Source organism: Caballeronia sp. J97 (genome assembly GCF_905220305.1).
Lineage (GTDB): Bacteria > Pseudomonadota > Gammaproteobacteria > Burkholderiales > Burkholderiaceae > Caballeronia.
The window spans coordinates 89,312-104,841 of the sequence record NZ_CAJMZL010000029.1 but is presented as its reverse complement, the minus strand read 5'-3'; the positions used below and the strand labels follow the sequence as shown (position 1 = coordinate 104,841).

14 protein-coding genes are annotated in these 15,530 nt (G+C 63.9%); 3 read left to right on the top strand and 11 right to left on the bottom strand.

Annotation, left to right across the window (positions count from 1 at the left end):
• On the top strand, positions 1 to 1,049 hold a 1,049-nt coding region (locus U4Y90_RS28510; RefSeq protein WP_321799668.1), incomplete at its 5' end, for a benzoate/H(+) symporter BenE family transporter.
• 55 nt (positions 1,050 to 1,104) lie between these two features.
• On the opposite strand, the gene U4Y90_RS28505 is transcribed toward U4Y90_RS28510, so the two are convergent.
• The 3 genes from U4Y90_RS28505 to U4Y90_RS28495 all read right to left on the bottom strand — a co-directional run bounded on the left by U4Y90_RS28505 (position 1,105) and on the right by U4Y90_RS28495 (position 5,343).
• Positions 1,105 to 2,685, bottom strand: a complete 1,581-nt coding sequence (locus U4Y90_RS28505; protein WP_321799667.1) for a class I adenylate-forming enzyme family protein — start codon at positions 2,683 to 2,685, stop codon at positions 1,105 to 1,107.
• Between the two features lie 67 nt (positions 2,686 to 2,752).
• Complete coding sequence (locus U4Y90_RS28500) at positions 2,753 to 3,958, bottom strand: amino acid aminotransferase (RefSeq protein WP_321799665.1); 1,206 nt, start codon at positions 3,956 to 3,958, stop codon at positions 2,753 to 2,755.
• Positions 3,959 to 3,969: 11 nt separating this feature from the next.
• On the bottom strand, positions 3,970 to 5,343 hold the full coding sequence (locus U4Y90_RS28495) for an amino acid permease (protein ID WP_321799663.1): 1,374 nt from the start codon (positions 5,341 to 5,343) through the stop codon (positions 3,970 to 3,972).
• 178 nt (positions 5,344 to 5,521) lie between these two features.
• Here U4Y90_RS28495 and U4Y90_RS28490 point away from each other — a divergent pair, with 178 nt between their 5' ends.
• Positions 5,522 to 5,995 carry an Lrp/AsnC family transcriptional regulator gene (locus U4Y90_RS28490; protein ID WP_321799674.1) on the top strand — a complete coding sequence of 158 codons (474 nt, stop codon included), beginning with the start codon at positions 5,522 to 5,524 and terminating at the stop codon, positions 5,993 to 5,995.
• Between the two features lie 27 nt (positions 5,996 to 6,022).
• Here the strand turns inward: U4Y90_RS28490 and U4Y90_RS28485 are convergent, their stop codons facing one another.
• The 5 genes from U4Y90_RS28485 to U4Y90_RS28465 form a co-directional block, all read right to left on the bottom strand.
• Positions 6,023 to 6,781 carry an SDR family NAD(P)-dependent oxidoreductase gene (locus tag U4Y90_RS28485; protein WP_321799662.1) on the bottom strand — a complete coding sequence of 253 codons (759 nt, stop codon included), beginning with the start codon at positions 6,779 to 6,781 and terminating at the stop codon, positions 6,023 to 6,025.
• Positions 6,782 to 6,897: 116 nt separating this feature from the next.
• The gene (locus U4Y90_RS28480; RefSeq protein ID WP_321799661.1) at positions 6,898 to 7,689 is read right to left on the bottom strand and encodes an ATP-binding cassette domain-containing protein; all 792 of its coding nucleotides are present in this window, start codon (positions 7,687 to 7,689) and stop codon (positions 6,898 to 6,900) included.
• Complete coding sequence (ssuC, locus tag U4Y90_RS28475) at positions 7,686 to 8,468, bottom strand: aliphatic sulfonate ABC transporter permease SsuC (RefSeq protein WP_321799659.1); 783 nt, start codon at positions 8,466 to 8,468, stop codon at positions 7,686 to 7,688. The genes U4Y90_RS28480 and ssuC overlap by 4 nt, the downstream gene beginning before the upstream one ends.
• Positions 8,465 to 9,613: an FMNH2-dependent alkanesulfonate monooxygenase gene (ssuD, locus tag U4Y90_RS28470; RefSeq protein ID WP_321799657.1), complete on the bottom strand. Its 1,149-nt coding sequence runs from the start codon at positions 9,611 to 9,613 to the stop codon at positions 8,465 to 8,467. Before ssuD ends, ssuC begins: the two co-directional genes overlap by 4 nt.
• Before the next feature lie 137 nt (positions 9,614 to 9,750).
• Entirely contained in the window at positions 9,751 to 10,737 is a 987-nt protein-coding gene (locus U4Y90_RS28465; RefSeq protein ID WP_321799656.1) for a sulfonate ABC transporter substrate-binding protein, read from the bottom strand.
• Positions 10,738 to 11,085: 348 nt separating this feature from the next.
• Between U4Y90_RS28465 and U4Y90_RS28460 the strand changes: the two genes are divergently transcribed.
• On the top strand, positions 11,086 to 12,960 hold the full coding sequence (locus tag U4Y90_RS28460) for a sulfatase-like hydrolase/transferase (protein ID WP_321799654.1): 1,875 nt from the start codon (positions 11,086 to 11,088) through the stop codon (positions 12,958 to 12,960).
• Positions 12,961 to 13,038: 78 nt separating this feature from the next.
• On the opposite strand, the gene U4Y90_RS28455 is transcribed toward U4Y90_RS28460, so the two are convergent.
• The 3 genes from U4Y90_RS28455 to U4Y90_RS28445 all read right to left on the bottom strand — a co-directional run bounded on the left by U4Y90_RS28455 (position 13,039) and on the right by U4Y90_RS28445 (position 15,214).
• On the bottom strand, positions 13,039 to 13,233 hold the full coding sequence (locus U4Y90_RS28455; protein ID WP_321799652.1) for a hypothetical protein: 195 nt from the start codon (positions 13,231 to 13,233) through the stop codon (positions 13,039 to 13,041).
• 288 nt (positions 13,234 to 13,521) lie between these two features.
• On the bottom strand, positions 13,522 to 14,217 hold the full coding sequence (locus tag U4Y90_RS28450) for a CBS domain-containing protein (RefSeq protein WP_321799672.1): 696 nt from the start codon (positions 14,215 to 14,217) through the stop codon (positions 13,522 to 13,524).
• Between the two features lie 157 nt (positions 14,218 to 14,374).
• Entirely contained in the window at positions 14,375 to 15,214 is an 840-nt protein-coding gene (locus tag U4Y90_RS28445) for an alpha/beta hydrolase (protein ID WP_321799650.1), read from the bottom strand.
• Positions 15,215 to 15,530: the final 316 nt, after the last annotated feature.

Below are 15,530 nucleotides of genomic sequence, written 5' to 3'. Positions count from 1 at the left end.
ACGTGGTCGCGTCGTGGGTCTGGTCGATCTCGATGGGCGCGGCCGTCTCGGGCATCGCACTGAGCTGGTGGCTCAGGCAGCCGATCATCACCGCGTGGTCCGCGCCCGGCACGGCCTTGCTCGTCACGCTGTTTCCCGCCATGCCGGTGAGCGAGGCGCTCGGCGCCTATATCGTCGCGGGCGTGTGCATCTTCGCGCTCGGCATGTCGGGATGGTTCGACCAGATCGTCAAGCGCATACCGAAAGGCATTGCCTGTGCGATGATGGCCGGCATCCTCTTTCAGTTCGGCACCAACGTATTCAAGTCGGTCGCCGTCACGCCGTGGCTCGCGTTGGGCATGCTCGCGAGCTTTCTCGTGTTCCGCCGATGGGCGCCGCGCTACTGTCTCATTCTGGTTCTGGCGTTCGGTTGCGCGCTCGCCGTGGGACTCGGCCTGACGCACTTCGACACGGTCAGCTTTCATCTCACGCGCCCCGTGTTCACGATGCCGACCTGGTCCTGGCAATCGACCGTGAGCCTCGCGGTGCCGCTCGTGATCGTCAGTCTGACGGGCCAGTTCCTGCCGGGCTTCGCGATCCTGCGGGCCTCCGGCTATGAGACGCCGACGCGTCCCGTTCTCGTGACGACGAGCCTCGCGTCGATGCTCGTCGCGTTCTCGGGCGGCATCACCATCGTCATCGCGGCGATCACGGCGGCGCTGTGCACCGGCCCCGACGCGCATCGCGACCCGGCGCGCCGCTATGTGGCGGGCATCGCGAACGGGCTCTTCTATCTGATCGGCGGATGCTTCGCCGGAACCGTCGTGATGCTGTTCGCGGCGCTGCCCAGCGGCTTCGTTGCCGTGCTCGCCGGTCTCGCGCTGCTCGGCGCGATCGCGGCGAACGTCGTCGGGCTGGTGCAGGATGAAGCGCATCGAGAAGCGTCGTTCATCACGTTCATCGCCACTGCGTCGAATATGAGTTTTCTCGGGCTCGGGTCGGCGTTCTGGGGCATCGTGCTCGGCACGCTCGCGCATCTGGTGCTCGGGCGCGCCAGGCACAAGGGCTGAGCGCGTTCACTCGCGGCCGCCCGGCCGGAATCATTGGCGACGAAACGCGGCCGCATCATGCCGGAGCCTCCGAAGGCGCGCACAGGCGCACGTTCCTGACCGCGCCTTCGACGCCGCGCCTCGATGCATCGCGACACCAGAACGCGATCGCGGCGCGATTCACCTTGCCCTGCTCGGTGAGCGGCACGCGTTGCACGGAGGCCATGCGAACGGCCTTCGCAACCGATGCGCCGCACGCCGATTCGAGCGCGCGCATGCATCGCGCGACATCGACACGCCTGCCCGTCCACGGCACGACGACGACATCCCACACATAGCCGCGCGCGGCATCGCCCGATGCGACGGCGCGCGCATAGCGGACATCGGGCAATGCGCACAGCGGCGTTTCGATATGCGCCGGACCGATGACGACGCCATCGATCTCGGCGACATCGCTGCCGCGTCCGAGCACATGCAGATAGCCCTTTGCGTCGATGAAGCCGATATCGCCCGTGAGACACCAGCCGTCGCGAAACTTCTGCGCCGCCTCGATCGGCTGCCGGTAGTAGCCTTGCGCGACCGCTTTCGATTTCACTTCGATCGCGCCTGGCTGTCCCCGCCGCGCGAACGTGCCGTCCTTGCGGCGCAGGCGCACGTCGACACCCGGCCGGATGCGCCCCGCGCTGTCGAGCAGGCTCGCATCGACGAGATAGTCCGACGGCGTCAGCACGCTCACGAGCCCCGCCTCGCTCGCGCCGTACATGTGCGTGAGCACCGGGCCGAGCCGCGCGATCGCGCGCCGCCGCAGGATCGCGGGCGCCGATCCGCCGATATGCGCGATCGAGCGCAACGAAGACAGATTGCGCCGATGAACGTCCGGATGATCCATCGTCTCGAAGAGTTGCGGCTCGACGAGCAGCACATCCGTGATGCGGTCGGCTTCGATCGTCGCGAGTGTGTCGGCGGGATCGTAGCCGGGCTTCAGCACGACCACGCCGCCGCCCGTCAACGTGTTGTCGACGAGCACCTGCGACAGATACGCCAGCGCGCCGTTGACGAGCTGACGGCGGTCCTCGGGGCTCGGCGCGCTCACGAGCGCCGAATACGCGGCGAAGCTGCGTCGGCTCGCTTTCGGCGCGCCGGTCGAGCCGCCCGACGAAACGATCACGGCGAGATCGTCGGGTCGCGCGCAACTTTGCACCGGCAGATCGTGCTGCACGCGCGCGCGGATATCCAGACGCAAGCGCGCCGGACCCGTGCCGACATAAGCGAGGCGCGCCCCGCTGTGCGCGGGCACGAGATGCTTCGTCTCTTCGAAGGCGACGAGCAGCGTCGGCTGCATGCGGATCACGAACGCCGCGCGATGCTCCGCCGATGCGATCGCGGGCAGGAACATCGTCGCCGCGCCGAGCAGATTCGTCGCGTAACGGATGGCGAGCGCGTCGGGGCAATTCGGCGCGAACATCGCGACGAGCGCGCCGCGCGTGACGCCGAACGACGCGAGCGCCCGCGCATAGCGATACACCGATGCGGCGAACGCGCCGCCCGTCACGTCCTCATCGAGATAGCGCAGCGCCGTGCGATCGGCGTGCGCGTCGAGACGATCGAGCAGGACATCGACATAAGACCGAAAGGCCGCTTTTTCACACGTTTCCATGACTGCATCCCTCCTTCATCAGCGATGGATGCAGTGTGCTCGCGCACAATGAGGCGAAAATGAGCGGCTATGCGAGCGCTTTCGACAGCACTTCGCCGATCGCGTTTGCGGTTGCCTCGACGTTGCGTTCGTTCAACGCCGCGACGCACATGCGGCCCGAGCGGATCAGATAGACGCCGTGCTTTTCGCGCAGCACATCGACCTGTGCGGCGGAAAGCCCCGTGTAGGTGAACATGCCGCGCTGCGCCAGATAACGCGCGAGCATCGCGTCGGGCACGTTGCCGGAAAGTCGCGCGTGAATCTCGCCGCGCATGCGTGCGATGCGCGTGCACATCGACGCCAATTCGTCTTCCCACGCTTGCCGCAGCGCCGGCGTCGCGAGCACGCGCGCGACGATCTTCGCGCCGTGCGTCGGCGGATTGCTGTAGTTCGCGCGCACCGCGCCCGTCAGTTGACCGAGCACGCGCGCCGCCGTATCCGCCGATTCGCAGAGCACCGAGAGCGCGCCGCAACGCTCGCCGTACAGCGAGAAGTTCTTCGAGAACGAATTGGCGACGAACGCGGGCACGTTCTGGCGAACCAGCTCGCGAATCGCGAACGCGTCCGCATCGAGGCCCGCGCCGAACCCCTGATACGCCATATCGATGAACGGCAGCAAGTCGCGCTGCTTGATCGCGCCGATCAGCTTCACCCATTGCGCATCGTTCAGATCGACGCCCGTCGGATTGTGACAGCACGCGTGCAGCAGCACGATGCTCTTCGCGGGCAGATCGCGGATGGCCGAGAGCATCGCGTCGAATTTCAGGCCGCCGGTCGCTTCGTCGTAGTACGGATACGTGCCGACAGTGAAACCCGCGCGCTCGAAGATGAAGCGATGGTTGTCCCACGTCGGATCGCTGACCCACACTTGCGAGCCGGGGAAATAGCGCTTGATGAAATCCGCGCCGACCTTGAGCGCGCCGGAGCCGCCGAGCGTCTGCACGGTCGCGATGCGGCCTTCGGCGCGCGCGGAGCAGTCGTCGCCGAACACGAGCGACTGCACGGCATCGCGATAAGCGGCGAAGCCCGCCATCGGCAGATACGGTTTTGCGGCGGGTTCCGCGAGCAGTTGTGCTTCGGCTTCGCGCACGGCGCGCATCACGGGCAGACGGCCTTCGTCGTCGTAGTAGATGCCGATGCTGAGATTGACCTTGTTCGTGCGCGGGTCCTTCGCGAAGTCTTCGTTCAGCGAGAGGATCGGATCGCCGGGATAGGCATCGATGTGTTCGAACATGACTGTCTCCTTCAGACGCGCGAGAGCGCCGCGCTCGCGCGACGACGGTTGCGAATGGCATAACCCACGCCGAGCACCGCGAGCCACACGGGAATCAGATAGACCGAGATGCGCAGATCGGGAATCAGGCACATCACCACCAGAATGCCGGCGAGGAACGCGAGGCACAGATAGTTGGTGAGCGGATAGCCGAGGCTCCTGAACACGGTCGTCTCGCCGGCGCGCGCTTTCACGCGGCGGAACTGCAGATGGATGAGGCTGATCATCGCCCAGTTGATGATGAGCGCCGACACGACGAGGCCCATCAGCAACTCGAACGCCTTGCCCGGCATCAGATAGTTGATGAGCACGCACGCGGCCGTCGCGAGCGCGGAGACGCCGAGCGCCATGAGCGGAATGCCGCGCTTGTTCACCTTGAGCAGCGCGCGCGGCGCGTTGCCCTGTTGCGCGAGACCGTAGAGCATGCGGCTGTTGCAGTACACGCCGCTGTTATAGACCGAGAGCGCCGCCGTGAGCACCACCGCGTTGAGGACATGCGCGACGAAGTTGCTGTTCATCGCGTGAAAGATCAGCACGAACGGGCTGCCGCCGGTGACGACCTTCTGCCACGGATACAGCGACAGCAGCACGCCGAGCGCGCCCACGTAGAAAATCAGAATGCGATAGATCACCTGATTGGTCGCGCGCGGAATCGTGTGCGAAGGATCGTCCGCTTCGGCGGCCGTGATGCCGACGAGCTCCAGCCCGCCGAACGAGAACATGATGACCGCCATCGCCATCACGAGACCGGAGATGCCGTTCGGAAAGAAGCCGCCGTGACGCCAGAGATTCGTCACGCTCGCTTCCGGCCCGGCGCTGCCCGAGAAGAGCAGCCAGCCGCCGAAGCCGATCATGCCGACGATCGCGACCACCTTCACGATCGCGAACCAGAACTCCAGCTCGCCGTACGACTTCACGCTGGTGAGGTTGATCGCGTTGATCACGCAGAAGCAGACGAGCGCGGAAATCCACGTCGGAACGTCCGGCCACCAGTACTGCACGTAGATGCCCACGGCCGACAGCTCGGCCATCGACACGAGAATGTAGAGCACCCAGTAGTTCCAGCCCGACAGGAAGCCCGCGTACTGCCCGCAGTACTTGTCTGCGAAGTGGCTGAACGAACCCGCGACCGGCTCGTCGACGACCATCTCGCCCAGTTGCCGCATGATGAAGAATGCGACGATGCCCGCGATCGCATAGCCGAGCAGCACCGACGGTCCCGCCGATTTGATCGTCTGTGCGATGCCGAGAAACAGCCCTGTGCCGATTGCGCCGCCGAGCGCGATCAGTTGAATGTGACGGTTCTTCAGGCCGCGCTTGAGCGTGCCCTGTCCCTCATGTGCCACGTGTCTCTCTCCTTGTGTAATGCGCTGGATTCCGGACGCTTCGGACCTCGGGCGTCCCCGCTCGATTTAGGGGAATCAGTGTAAATTTGTTACGGCACAATATGATTTCCTAACGCGCGCTGACAAACCCTAGTTTGCGCGTTCGGATTTCATCGATTGGCTCATGGGAGAAATAAAATTGCAGACTATCGAGATCGATCGTATCGACCTGCGTTTGCTCGGGATTCTGCAGTCCCGCGGACGCATCAGCAACCTCGAACTGGCGGAGGCCATCAATCTGTCGCCCGCGCAGACATTGCGGCGGCATCGGCGGCTGGAGGAGATGAGCGTGATCAGGGGCTACGAGACGCGGCTCGATGCGCAGATGCTCGGCTTCGGCGTGGTGGCTTTCATCCAGGTGACGATGGAGCGCGGCCACGTGCGCGACCTGGCGAAGTTCAAGGGCGTCGTCGGCAAGCTGGCGGAGATTCAGGAATGCTTCGCCGTGACCGGCGATATCGATTACATGCTGAAGGTGATCGCGCGGGATCTCAAAGGCCTGTCGGAGTTTTTGCTCGATACGCTGATGCGCATTCCCGGCGTGAGCGGCGTGAAATCGAGCGTGTGTCTCGACGAATTGAAGTGTGTGAGCGCGGTGCCGCTCGAATCGTAGCGTCGGCGGCGCTCGGGCGAAACGCCCTCAAATCGCCATTCCGCCCGACACCTCGATGCGCTGCGCATTGACCCAGCGATTGTCCTCGGACAGCAGCGACGCGATCATCGGTCCGATGTCATCGGGCAGTCCCGCGCGGCCGAGCGCGGTCATGTCGGCGATGCGTTTGTTCAGCTCCGGATTGTCGCGCACGATGCCGCCGCTGAAATCGGTCTGTATCGCGCCCGGCGCGACCACGTTGACGGCGATCCTGCGCGGCGCGAGTTCCTTCGCCAGATATTTCGTCAGCACTTCGACCGCGCCCTTCATCGAACCGTAAGGCGCGCTCTCCGGCACGATGATGCGTGTCAGCCCCGACGAAACATTCACGATCCGGCCGCCGTCGCGAATCAGCGGCAGCAGCTTTTGCGTGAGGAAGAACACGCCCTTGAAGTGGACGTTGTAGAGCGCGTCGAGCTCCGCTTCCGTCGTCTTCTCGATGCTGTTGTGATGCGACGTCCCCGCGTTGTTGACGAGAAAGTCGAAGCGCTCAACGCCCCAGTCGGCGAGCGTCGCGCGCACATCGCTTACGAAGGCATCGAACGCGCGCGTGTCGCCGGTATCGAGTTTCAGCGCCTTCGCTTGCTGGCCGCTCTCGACGACGAGCGCCGCGACCTTCTCCGCTTCCACCTGGTTGCTGTGATATGTGAAGATGCTGTCGACACCGCGCCGCGCCAGACTGAGCATCGTGTTTCGACCGAGTCCGCGGCTGCCGCCGGTGACGATCGCGATCTTTCTCGTGGACATGGTTCAACGCTCCTTCGTTCGCCTGTATGCATCCGTAGTCAGACGACAGGATAACGAGCGCAGCGTTGGTCGATAATCCGCTTCAATCCGCACGGGTCGTGCGAAAAGCAGAACAGTCAGGCACGCTGAAGCACACGCGAGAGCACCTGTTCTTCCAGTTCGGCGAAGCCTGCCGCCGTGCGCGCACGCGGCCTTTGCAGCGGCACCGCGGTATCGAGCGTGATGCGCCCCGCATCGATCAGCACGATGCGGTCGCCGAGCGACACCGCTTCCTGCACGTCATGCGTGACGAGCAAGGCCGTGAAGCGGTGCTCGCGCCACAGGCGCTCGATCAAACCCTGCATTTCGATGCGCGTGAGCGCATCGAGCGCGCCGAGCGGCTCATCGAGCAGAAGCAGATCCGGCCGATGCACGAGCGCGCGCGCCAGCGAAACACGCTGACGCTGCCCGCCCGACAAGCGCGATGGCCAGTCCTTCTCGCGTTCGGCGAGGCCCACTTCGGCGAGCGTCGCGCGGGCTTCGTCGCGTCTCTCGCGCGGCAGGCCGATCATCACGTTGTCGAGCACGCTCTTCCACGGCAACAGGCGCGCGTCCTGAAACATAATGCGCACCTGCAGCTCGCCCGACCGAGCGGCGGCATTGCGCTGCACGACGCCGCCCGACGGCTCGTCGAGACCGGCGACGAGTCGCAGCAAGGTCGACTTGCCGCAGCCGCTGCGTCCGACGATCGACACGAAACTGCCGCGCTCGATCGAGAAGTCCAGCCGGTCCAGCACCGTGCGCTCGCCGAAGCGCTTCTCCACGCCGCGCAGCGACACAGCGAAATCCCGCCCGGCGAGCGGCGCGCGCGCCTGCGTTTCGACGCGCCTGAATGCGGGCGTCAACGTGTCGATATCGATCAGATTCATGATTGCGTCTTCGTTTGATAGGCCGGATGCCAGCGCAAGGTCACGCGTTCGATCGCGCGCGCGGCCATATCGGCGAGCTTGCCGAGCAGCGCATACAGCAGGATGCCGACCACCACGACATCGGTTTGCAGGAACTCGCGCGCGTTCATCGTCATGTAGCCGATGCCCGATTGCGCGGAGATCGTCTCGGCGACGATCAGCATCACCCACATCAGCCCGAACGCGAACCGCACGCCGACGAGGATCGACGGCAGCGCGCCCGGCAGGATCACATGCCGATACAGCGCGAAGCCGGACAGGCCGTAGCTTTTCGCCATCTCGATCAGATCGCGGTCCACCGCGCGGATGCCGTGATACGTGTTGACATACACCGGAAAGAACACGCCCAGCGCCACGAGCACGAGCTTCGCTTCCTCGCCGATGCCGAACCACAGGATCAAGAGCGGAATCATCGCGAGCGCTGGAATGTTGCGGATCATCTGCACGGTCGAGTCGAGCGCGACTTCGGCGGGCTTGAAAAGACCCGTCGCGAGACCGAGCACGAAGCCGACGCCGCCGCCCATCGCAAAGCCCGCGAGCGCGCGTCCCGCGCTGACCTTGACGTTGGCCCAAAGATCACCGGACTCGATCAGCGACCACGCCGCCTTCACGACCGCGAGCGGTTCGGGCAACACGCGCGATGAAAGCCCGCCGGTTCGCGTTGCGCTTTCCCATGCGATCAGGATCAGGACCGGCACCAGCCACGGCAGCGCGCGGCGAGCAATGATATGTACCTTCATGATGCCGATGCGCGCGGCAGTTCCGACGTGCCGATGACTTCCCCGAACGGCCCCGAAAGCGGCCCGCTCGCCTGCTCGCGCTGCTGACGCGGCAAGAGCGGAAACACCAGTTCGGCAAAGCGATACGACTCTTCCAGATGCGGATAACCCGACAGGATGAACGTCTCGATGCCGAGTTCCGCATACTGCTTCATCAATCCGGCCACCTGCTCCGGATTGCCGACGAGCGCCGTGCCCGCGCCGCCGCGCACGAGCCCGACGCCCGCCCACAGATGCGGATACACCTCCAGCTTGTCGCGCCTGCCGCCGTGCAGTGCCGCCATGCGTCGCTGGCCTTCCGAATCCATCTTCGCGAACGAGGCCTGCGCGCGGCGAATGGTTTCATCGTCGAGCTTGCCGATGAGCTTCTCCGCGTCCGCCCATGCTTCCTGCTCGGTCTCGCGCACGATCACATGCAGGCGAATGCCGAATTTGATCTTGCGCCCTTCCGCTTGCGCGCGACGGCGGATGTCGGCGATTTTCTTCTCGACGTCTTCGGGCGGCTCGCCCCACGTGAGATACGTGTCGATATGCCTGGCCGCGATATCGTGCGCCGCCGCCGACGAGCCGCCGAACCACAACGGAGGATGCTTCTTCTGCACCGGCGGATACAGCACCCTGCCGCCCTGCGATTGCAGATGCCTGCCATCGAAATCGAAGCTGCCGTTTTCGTGCGACTGTTCGAGCAGGCCGCGCCAGATGGTGAGGAACTCGTCGGTGATTTCGTAACGCGTGTCGTGATCGTGGAAGACGCCATCGCCGGCGAGCTCGTTCGGATCGCCGCCCGTCACGACGTTGATGAGTAGACGCCCGTTCGAGAGCCGGTCGAATGTCGATGCCATGCGCGCCGACAATCCGGGCGAGCTCAGACCGGGCCGGATCGCGACGAGAAACTTGAGGCGCCTCGTCGCGGGAATGAGGCTCGACGCGACCACCCACGCGTCCTCGCAGGAACGGCCGGTGGGCAGCAGCACGCCTTCATAGCCGAGCGTGTCGGCGGCTACCGCGATCTGGCGGAAGTAATCGTAATTCGCGGCGCGTGCGCCTTGCGATGTGCCGAGGTAACGGCTGTCGCCGTGCGTGGGAATGAACCAGAAGACATTCATGTTCGTCGTGTATTGAATGAGTGCTTGCCGCGCGCAAATGCAGCAGCGCCCGGACGAGTCTAACGACGCGTCGCGCGCAACCGAACCATCGATTCGCGCTAAGGATCTGCGTGATCGTGCTAACGCGGAACGCGGCGTCAGGCGACGTTCCAGCGCGCCTCGGTCACGTCGAGTTTCTTCGGAATCAGCTTGAGGCCGGTGAAGGTGTCGGCGATCTGTTGCTGATACGCGAGCGTGGCCGGATCGATCGATTGCACGCCGTAAGACGAGCGCCTCAACGCGGTTTCGAGGATGCCGGTATCGAGCCCGACGAGCGGCGACAATTGCGCGGCCACCGCGGGCACGTTGTCGCGCGCCCATCGGTCGACCTGATCGAGTTCTTCCAGCACCGTACGCACGAGTTGCGGCTGCGCCGTCGCGAGCTTGCGTGTCGCGAGGTAGTACTGCACGTTGCGCACGATGCCGCTCGCGTCGGTGAGCTGACGCGCGTTCGCCTGCTTTTCCGCGGCGGCGAGATACGGGTCCCAGATCGCCCATGCATCGATGCTGCCTTGCACGAAGGCGGCGCGCGCATCGGCGGGGGCGAGGTACACGGGCTGAATGTCGGACCAGGCGAGGTTCGCCTTCTTGAGCGCCTCGACAAGCAGATAGTGGACGTTCGACCCTCTGTTCAGCGCCACTTTCTTGCCGCGCAATTCCGCGACCGAATGGATGCCCGAATCCTTCGGCACGACAATCGCCTCGGCGTGCGGCGCGGGCGGCTCATGGCCGATATAGACGAAGTCGACGCCCGCGGCCTGCGCGAAGATCGGCGGCGTCTCGCCGACCGTGCCGATATCGACCGCGCCGGCGTTGAGTCCTTCGAGCAGTTGCGGCCCGGCGGGGAATTCGAGCCATTGCACGGTGACGCCTTGCGCGGCGAGGCGCTTGTCGAGCGATCCGCGCGCCTTGAGCACCACGAAATTGCCGTACTTCTGATAGCCGATGCGCAAGGTCTTCGGCGCATCGGCGGCGCGCGCGATCTGCGCGGCGAGCCCGCCCGACAGCCCCGCTCCCAGCGCGGCGAGTGTGGCGAGCGCGCGGCGGCGCGCCGGCATGAAGGGCGGGTTCTTGCGGTCGGACATGCGTGTTTCCTCGGTGAGCGAAGGCATCCATATGCCATTGCCGACGATCCTAACAACGCGCGCCGCGCGGGCTAAACGAGAAATGGTGATATCGATAGTGCGCCGACTGAACCTTCCTCATTCCGCATATCGATAACGCAGCGTCACGCTTCCTGGATCAGCATGCGTGACACGGCATGACATGAATCCTCGCCTTTCGCCCTTCCGGTTTCGCCTATTCTTCGTTTGTCGTTTGACACGGCCCCTTCGCGAACGATCGTGAAGGGGGAGACTGATCCAATCAATACAGACCGGCCCGAACCGGTGAATCAATTTAGATCCCCAAAACTTTATTTAGGATGTCTGATCATGGACAGGCGAGATTTCATCAAGAAGACTTCGGCCGTCGGCGCGGCCATCGCAACGACGAATGTGGCTGCCCAAAGCGCCGCCGGCAAGCAAGGCGGCAATGCGTCGGGCAACAAGCCCAATATCTTGTTCATCCTGCTCGACGAAATGCGCTTTCCACGCGTATTCCCCGACGGCATCACCGATGCACGCGGCTTCCTCAAAACCTATATGCCCAAGACATTCGATCTCTGGCGCAAGGGCGTGAAGTTCTCCTCGCATTACACCGCGGCATCGGCATGCAGTCCGGCACGCGCGGCGCTGGTCACAGGCCTCTATACCCAGCAAAACTGGCTGCTCACGACCATTCTCGATTCGCCGGACACTCGACTATCGATACAACCCGTTCTGAACCGTCATTTCCCGACCTACGGCAAGGTCCTGCAGTCGCTCGGCTATTCCACGCCCTACGTCGGCAAATGGCATTTGTCGATCGTGCATCAAGGGCAGCGGCCGTTGTCGCTCTATGGTTTCGACGGCATGACCTATCCCGACCCAACGGGCAGCAATCTGCAAGGCACGGTGGGCGATCCGGGAGACGGCTATCTGAGCGACGCGAATATCGCCGATCAGGCCACGCAATGGCTTCAGCGCCGCAAGCCGAGCGATGCGCCGTGGTGCCTCACCGTCGGCTTCGTCAATCCGCATGACAAGGAGTTCTTTCCGGCGGGCACGGAATTCAAGCGCTTCACCGCGCTGTTCAAATCGAATCGCTATAACCCGAACGGTTATACGCAATGGATCGACTACACCGCGGGACCGCCCGCTTACGACTGGGAAACGAATCCGCTGCGCGATCCGCCTCCGCTCGGCTACCCGTCGACCGCGCCGAACTGGGAATCCGCGGACCAGCTTTCGGCGAACAAGCCGCCGATGCAAACCTTCAACCGCACCATTCAGGAAGCGGTCTGGGGCGGCGTGCAGGATAGCCGCGACGCGGGCTTCGAAATCACCGCGTATCCGACGAACCCGAACACGCCGCCGCCCGCCGAAATCAAGGGCATCGCCAAGGCGCCCTTTCATTACTGGAGACGCGGCCTCGACTCCTACACGCAGATCATGTCGATCGTGGATGCGAAGATCGGTGCGGTGGTCGATTCTCTGCCGGACGCCGTCGCGAAGAACACGATCATCATCCTGACATCGGATCATGGCGACTATGCGGGCGCGCATGGCCTGATCTCCGGCAAGACCGGCACGTGCTATGAAGAGGCGTTCAACGTCCCGCTCATCGTGGTCGATCCGACCGGACAGTACAACGGCGATATAGACACCGTGCGCGCCGGCCTGACCTCGTCCGTCGACATTCTTCCGATGCTCGCGACCATCGCCGACGGCGGTCGGCGAAGCTGGCTGACCGGAGACTACGCGCAGTTATACGGCAAGCGCCACGACCTCATGCCGATGCTGAAGAGCGCGACCGCGCCCGGACGCCCGTATGTGGTCTTCTCCTCCGATGAAACCGTGCCGGAAACCTTCAACTTCAATCAGTCCGCGACGCATATCATCGGCGTGCGAACCGATGAGGGCAAGCTCGGCACGTATTCGAACTGGGCGCCGTCGACCACGACGATCACCGGTTCGATCGATCTTGAGTACTACGACTATTCGACCGAATCGGGCAGGCTGGAGCTGGATAACCGTTATCGATCTCCGGCGGCGCATGCGCTTTATCGGCAACTGATGTCGGACATTCTGCCGAACGAGTTGCAGGCGCCCTTGCCAGGCAATCTCGTCGCGGCGCAAAACACTGCGCAGGCGCGATATCTCGAGTACAAGGCGTTGATCAATAGCGGAGGCAACGTCGAACTGCCGTTCAAGATCGGCGATATTTAAGGACGCGTGTGACGGGCGTGCCGACGCACGCTCTTCGCCTTACTCGCTCGTCAGGGCGCGACCGTCCCGCGCGACGATTCAATGAACGCGTCGCACCGCGCGCAGCAGCAAATCGCCGTCTTCCGTGATGCGAGGCAGCCGGGCGCCGCTCACGAGCTGCTCCATCGCGACGAGTTGGCGCTCGAGAAGCGTATCGAGTTCGTGCCGGTCGACGATCTGGTCGGCCGCATCTTTGACCAGCATGAGTGTCGCGAATTCGTGGGCGCTGAGCATACCTGTCTCCCGATCGTTTGAGTAACTGATGTAGGTGTGCTTCGGCTGCGGTCGAAGCGGCGCCATGTATTCAGCGCACGCTTCAGGAAGCACGACCCCGGGGTACCTCTGGCCGCGATGGCAGCGGGACTTGATAGTAGGACGCCGCACTCGTTCAGGGCAATCCGGGTCGTCCCGTATATTGGGAGCTCGACTGTGATCACGGATCGCGGCTTTCGAGAACGTAGCGATCTCCGGCGGTTCGCCATTGCGGTGAACTGCCATGACACGCGAAGACGCCTGCTTCGTTCAGAGACCCGGCATGATCGGATAGGGAATCGTGTGATCCTCCACCCGCTTCACGCCCGGAATGCTCTCCGACGCAATGCGCATCGCATCGAGCTGATCGCTCGACCACACCGTGCCCCACAGATGCACGACGCCGTCGCGCACGACGATATTGCGTCCGGGGAACGCCCAGCCGCGCCCCGTGAGGTCGCCCATCAGCATCGCGCGGATCTCCGCATCGCTTGCCAGCGCCTCCGGTGCGGCTTCCAATGCGAGCGTCGAAGCCAGCGCCTGCACCAGATTCGAGCGGCTGACGATGCCCACGAGAAGGCGATCGCGCAGCACGGGCACGCGCTTGATGTGATGGCTTTCGAGCACCGCGGCGATATCGGCGAGCGAGGTGTCCTCCTGCACGCAGACGACCTCGCGGGTCATGATCTCGCCGACCGTCGGCGCATGCGACTTGATGTAGTCGGCCGCGCCGCGATCGGAGCCGAGCATGTCGAGCCACCATGAGCGGCCGTTGCGCTTCTCGGTGCCGATCTCCTCACGATGGAGCAAGTCGCCTTCGCTGATCATGCCGATGACACGCCCTTCCTGATCGACGACGGGCGCGGCGCTGATACGGTTCTGCACCAGCAGACGCGCCAGTTCATGCACCTTCGTTTCGGGCGTGACGGAAACGACAGGGGAAGTCATTACATCGCGTGCTTGCATCATGTACTCCGGAAGTCGATTGATGGCCGTGTGAGCGTGTGAACTCTGGCTTGCCTGCGCAAGCTCTGAGTCACTTTAAAGACCGCTGCGCTCAGTACCGTTGACCTGCATCAATCGTTTCGCTGGTGTACACGTGCGGCGTCCGGCCGCGCCCTGCTCAATGCACGTCGATGAACGCGACGACGTCGGCGAGAACCGGCGAGTTCTTGCGCCGCGCCGCCGAAAACGACTTGATTATCGTATCGTGGCCGTATCCCTGATATTTCTTCAGTTCGACGGTGTCGTGATGTGCGCGCAATGCGTCCGCGAAACGATCGCTGTTGCGCGGATCGACATCGGTGTCCGCGGTGCCGGCGGCGAGCAGCATCGGCGGCTCGCGCCCGGAAACGGACGCGATCGGCAGCGCTCTGTCGCGCAGCGCCGCCGGAAAAATCTCGTCCATGTGCGGGTCGCTCGTCGGGACGGCGGCGTACGGGCCCGCGAGCCCGATCATCCCGGCAAGCGACGTGTTCGCGATACCCTGTGCGGCCAGATAGCGTGGATCGGTCGCGAGCATCGCGGCCATGTGCGCGCCGGACGAATGCCCCATCACGAAGATGCGCCCGGGATCGCCGCCGAATTCGCGGGCGTGATCGCGGGTCCAGCGCACGGCGAGCGCGGCGTCATCGAGAAAGCCCGGAAAGACCGCCTCCGGATAGATTCGGTAATCCGGCGCGACCGTCACGATGCCGTGCTCGGCAAGCGCTTCTGCGATGTCGCGCGAATCCGTGCGATGGCCGCTTTGCCAGCCGCCGCCGTAGAAATACACGACGACGGGCCGGTTCGCGCCCACGCCAGATCGGGGCGCATAGACATCGAGCCGTTCGCGCGGCGCCTTGCCGTAGGCGATCCCGTCGGCGCGCTCATTGCCGCGCTCGAGCGCGCGAGTCGCCAGCAGGCCGCCCGCGCATGCGGCCAGGGCCAGCGAAATAAATCTTCTTCTTGCCGGTAGATGCATGTTGCGATCGGACTCCTTCATTGCAGCAGGCATTACATGATGCACGGTCCCGATTGTCCGTGCGGAAGATATCGTTGCGAGCAGTCGATTCGGCGTCGTCAAAGAGCTGTCTTTCATGCTGCACGCTTACTTCGACCTGACAGGTGCCATCAAGAAAGCTTGCATTAACATTTTTTGCGTAGGACTGCAGATCATCAATGAAGCACGACATCTCCGGCGAGACGCTTGCCGGATGAGCGAGAGCGCGCGATCCGAACACGTATCGGGGCATCGCGACAACGTTTGCGCGGTAATCTTTCCTCGAATCCCGTCTCAC

Excerpts from the sequence above, each read along its gene's own strand:
- U4Y90_RS28465 (WP_321799656.1), bottom strand. The coding sequence starts at position 10,737 with ATGTCCGACCGCAAGAACCCGCCCTTCATGCCGGCGCGCCGCCGCGCG.
- U4Y90_RS28460 (WP_321799654.1), top strand. The coding sequence starts at position 11,086 with ATGGACAGGCGAGATTTCATCAAGAAGACTTCGGCCGTCGGCGCGGCC.
- U4Y90_RS28505 (WP_321799667.1), bottom strand. The coding sequence starts at position 2,685 with ATGGAAACGTGTGAAAAAGCGGCCTTTCGGTCTTATGTCGATGTCCTG.
- U4Y90_RS28500 (WP_321799665.1), bottom strand. The coding sequence starts at position 3,958 with ATGTTCGAACACATCGATGCCTATCCCGGCGATCCGATCCTCTCGCTG.
- U4Y90_RS28455 (WP_321799652.1), bottom strand. The coding sequence starts at position 13,233 with ATGCTCAGCGCCCACGAATTCGCGACACTCATGCTGGTCAAAGATGCG.
- U4Y90_RS28485 (WP_321799662.1), bottom strand. The coding sequence starts at position 6,781 with ATGTCCACGAGAAAGATCGCGATCGTCACCGGCGGCAGCCGCGGACTC.
- U4Y90_RS28480 (WP_321799661.1), bottom strand. The coding sequence starts at position 7,689 with ATGAATCTGATCGATATCGACACGTTGACGCCCGCATTCAGGCGCGTC.
- U4Y90_RS28445 (WP_321799650.1), bottom strand. The coding sequence starts at position 15,214 with ATGCATCTACCGGCAAGAAGAAGATTTATTTCGCTGGCCCTGGCCGCA.
- ssuC (WP_321799659.1), bottom strand. The coding sequence starts at position 8,468 with ATGAAGGTACATATCATTGCTCGCCGCGCGCTGCCGTGGCTGGTGCCG.
- U4Y90_RS28450 (WP_321799672.1), bottom strand. The coding sequence starts at position 14,217 with ATGCAAGCACGCGATGTAATGACTTCCCCTGTCGTTTCCGTCACGCCC.
- ssuD (WP_321799657.1), bottom strand. The coding sequence starts at position 9,613 with ATGAATGTCTTCTGGTTCATTCCCACGCACGGCGACAGCCGTTACCTC.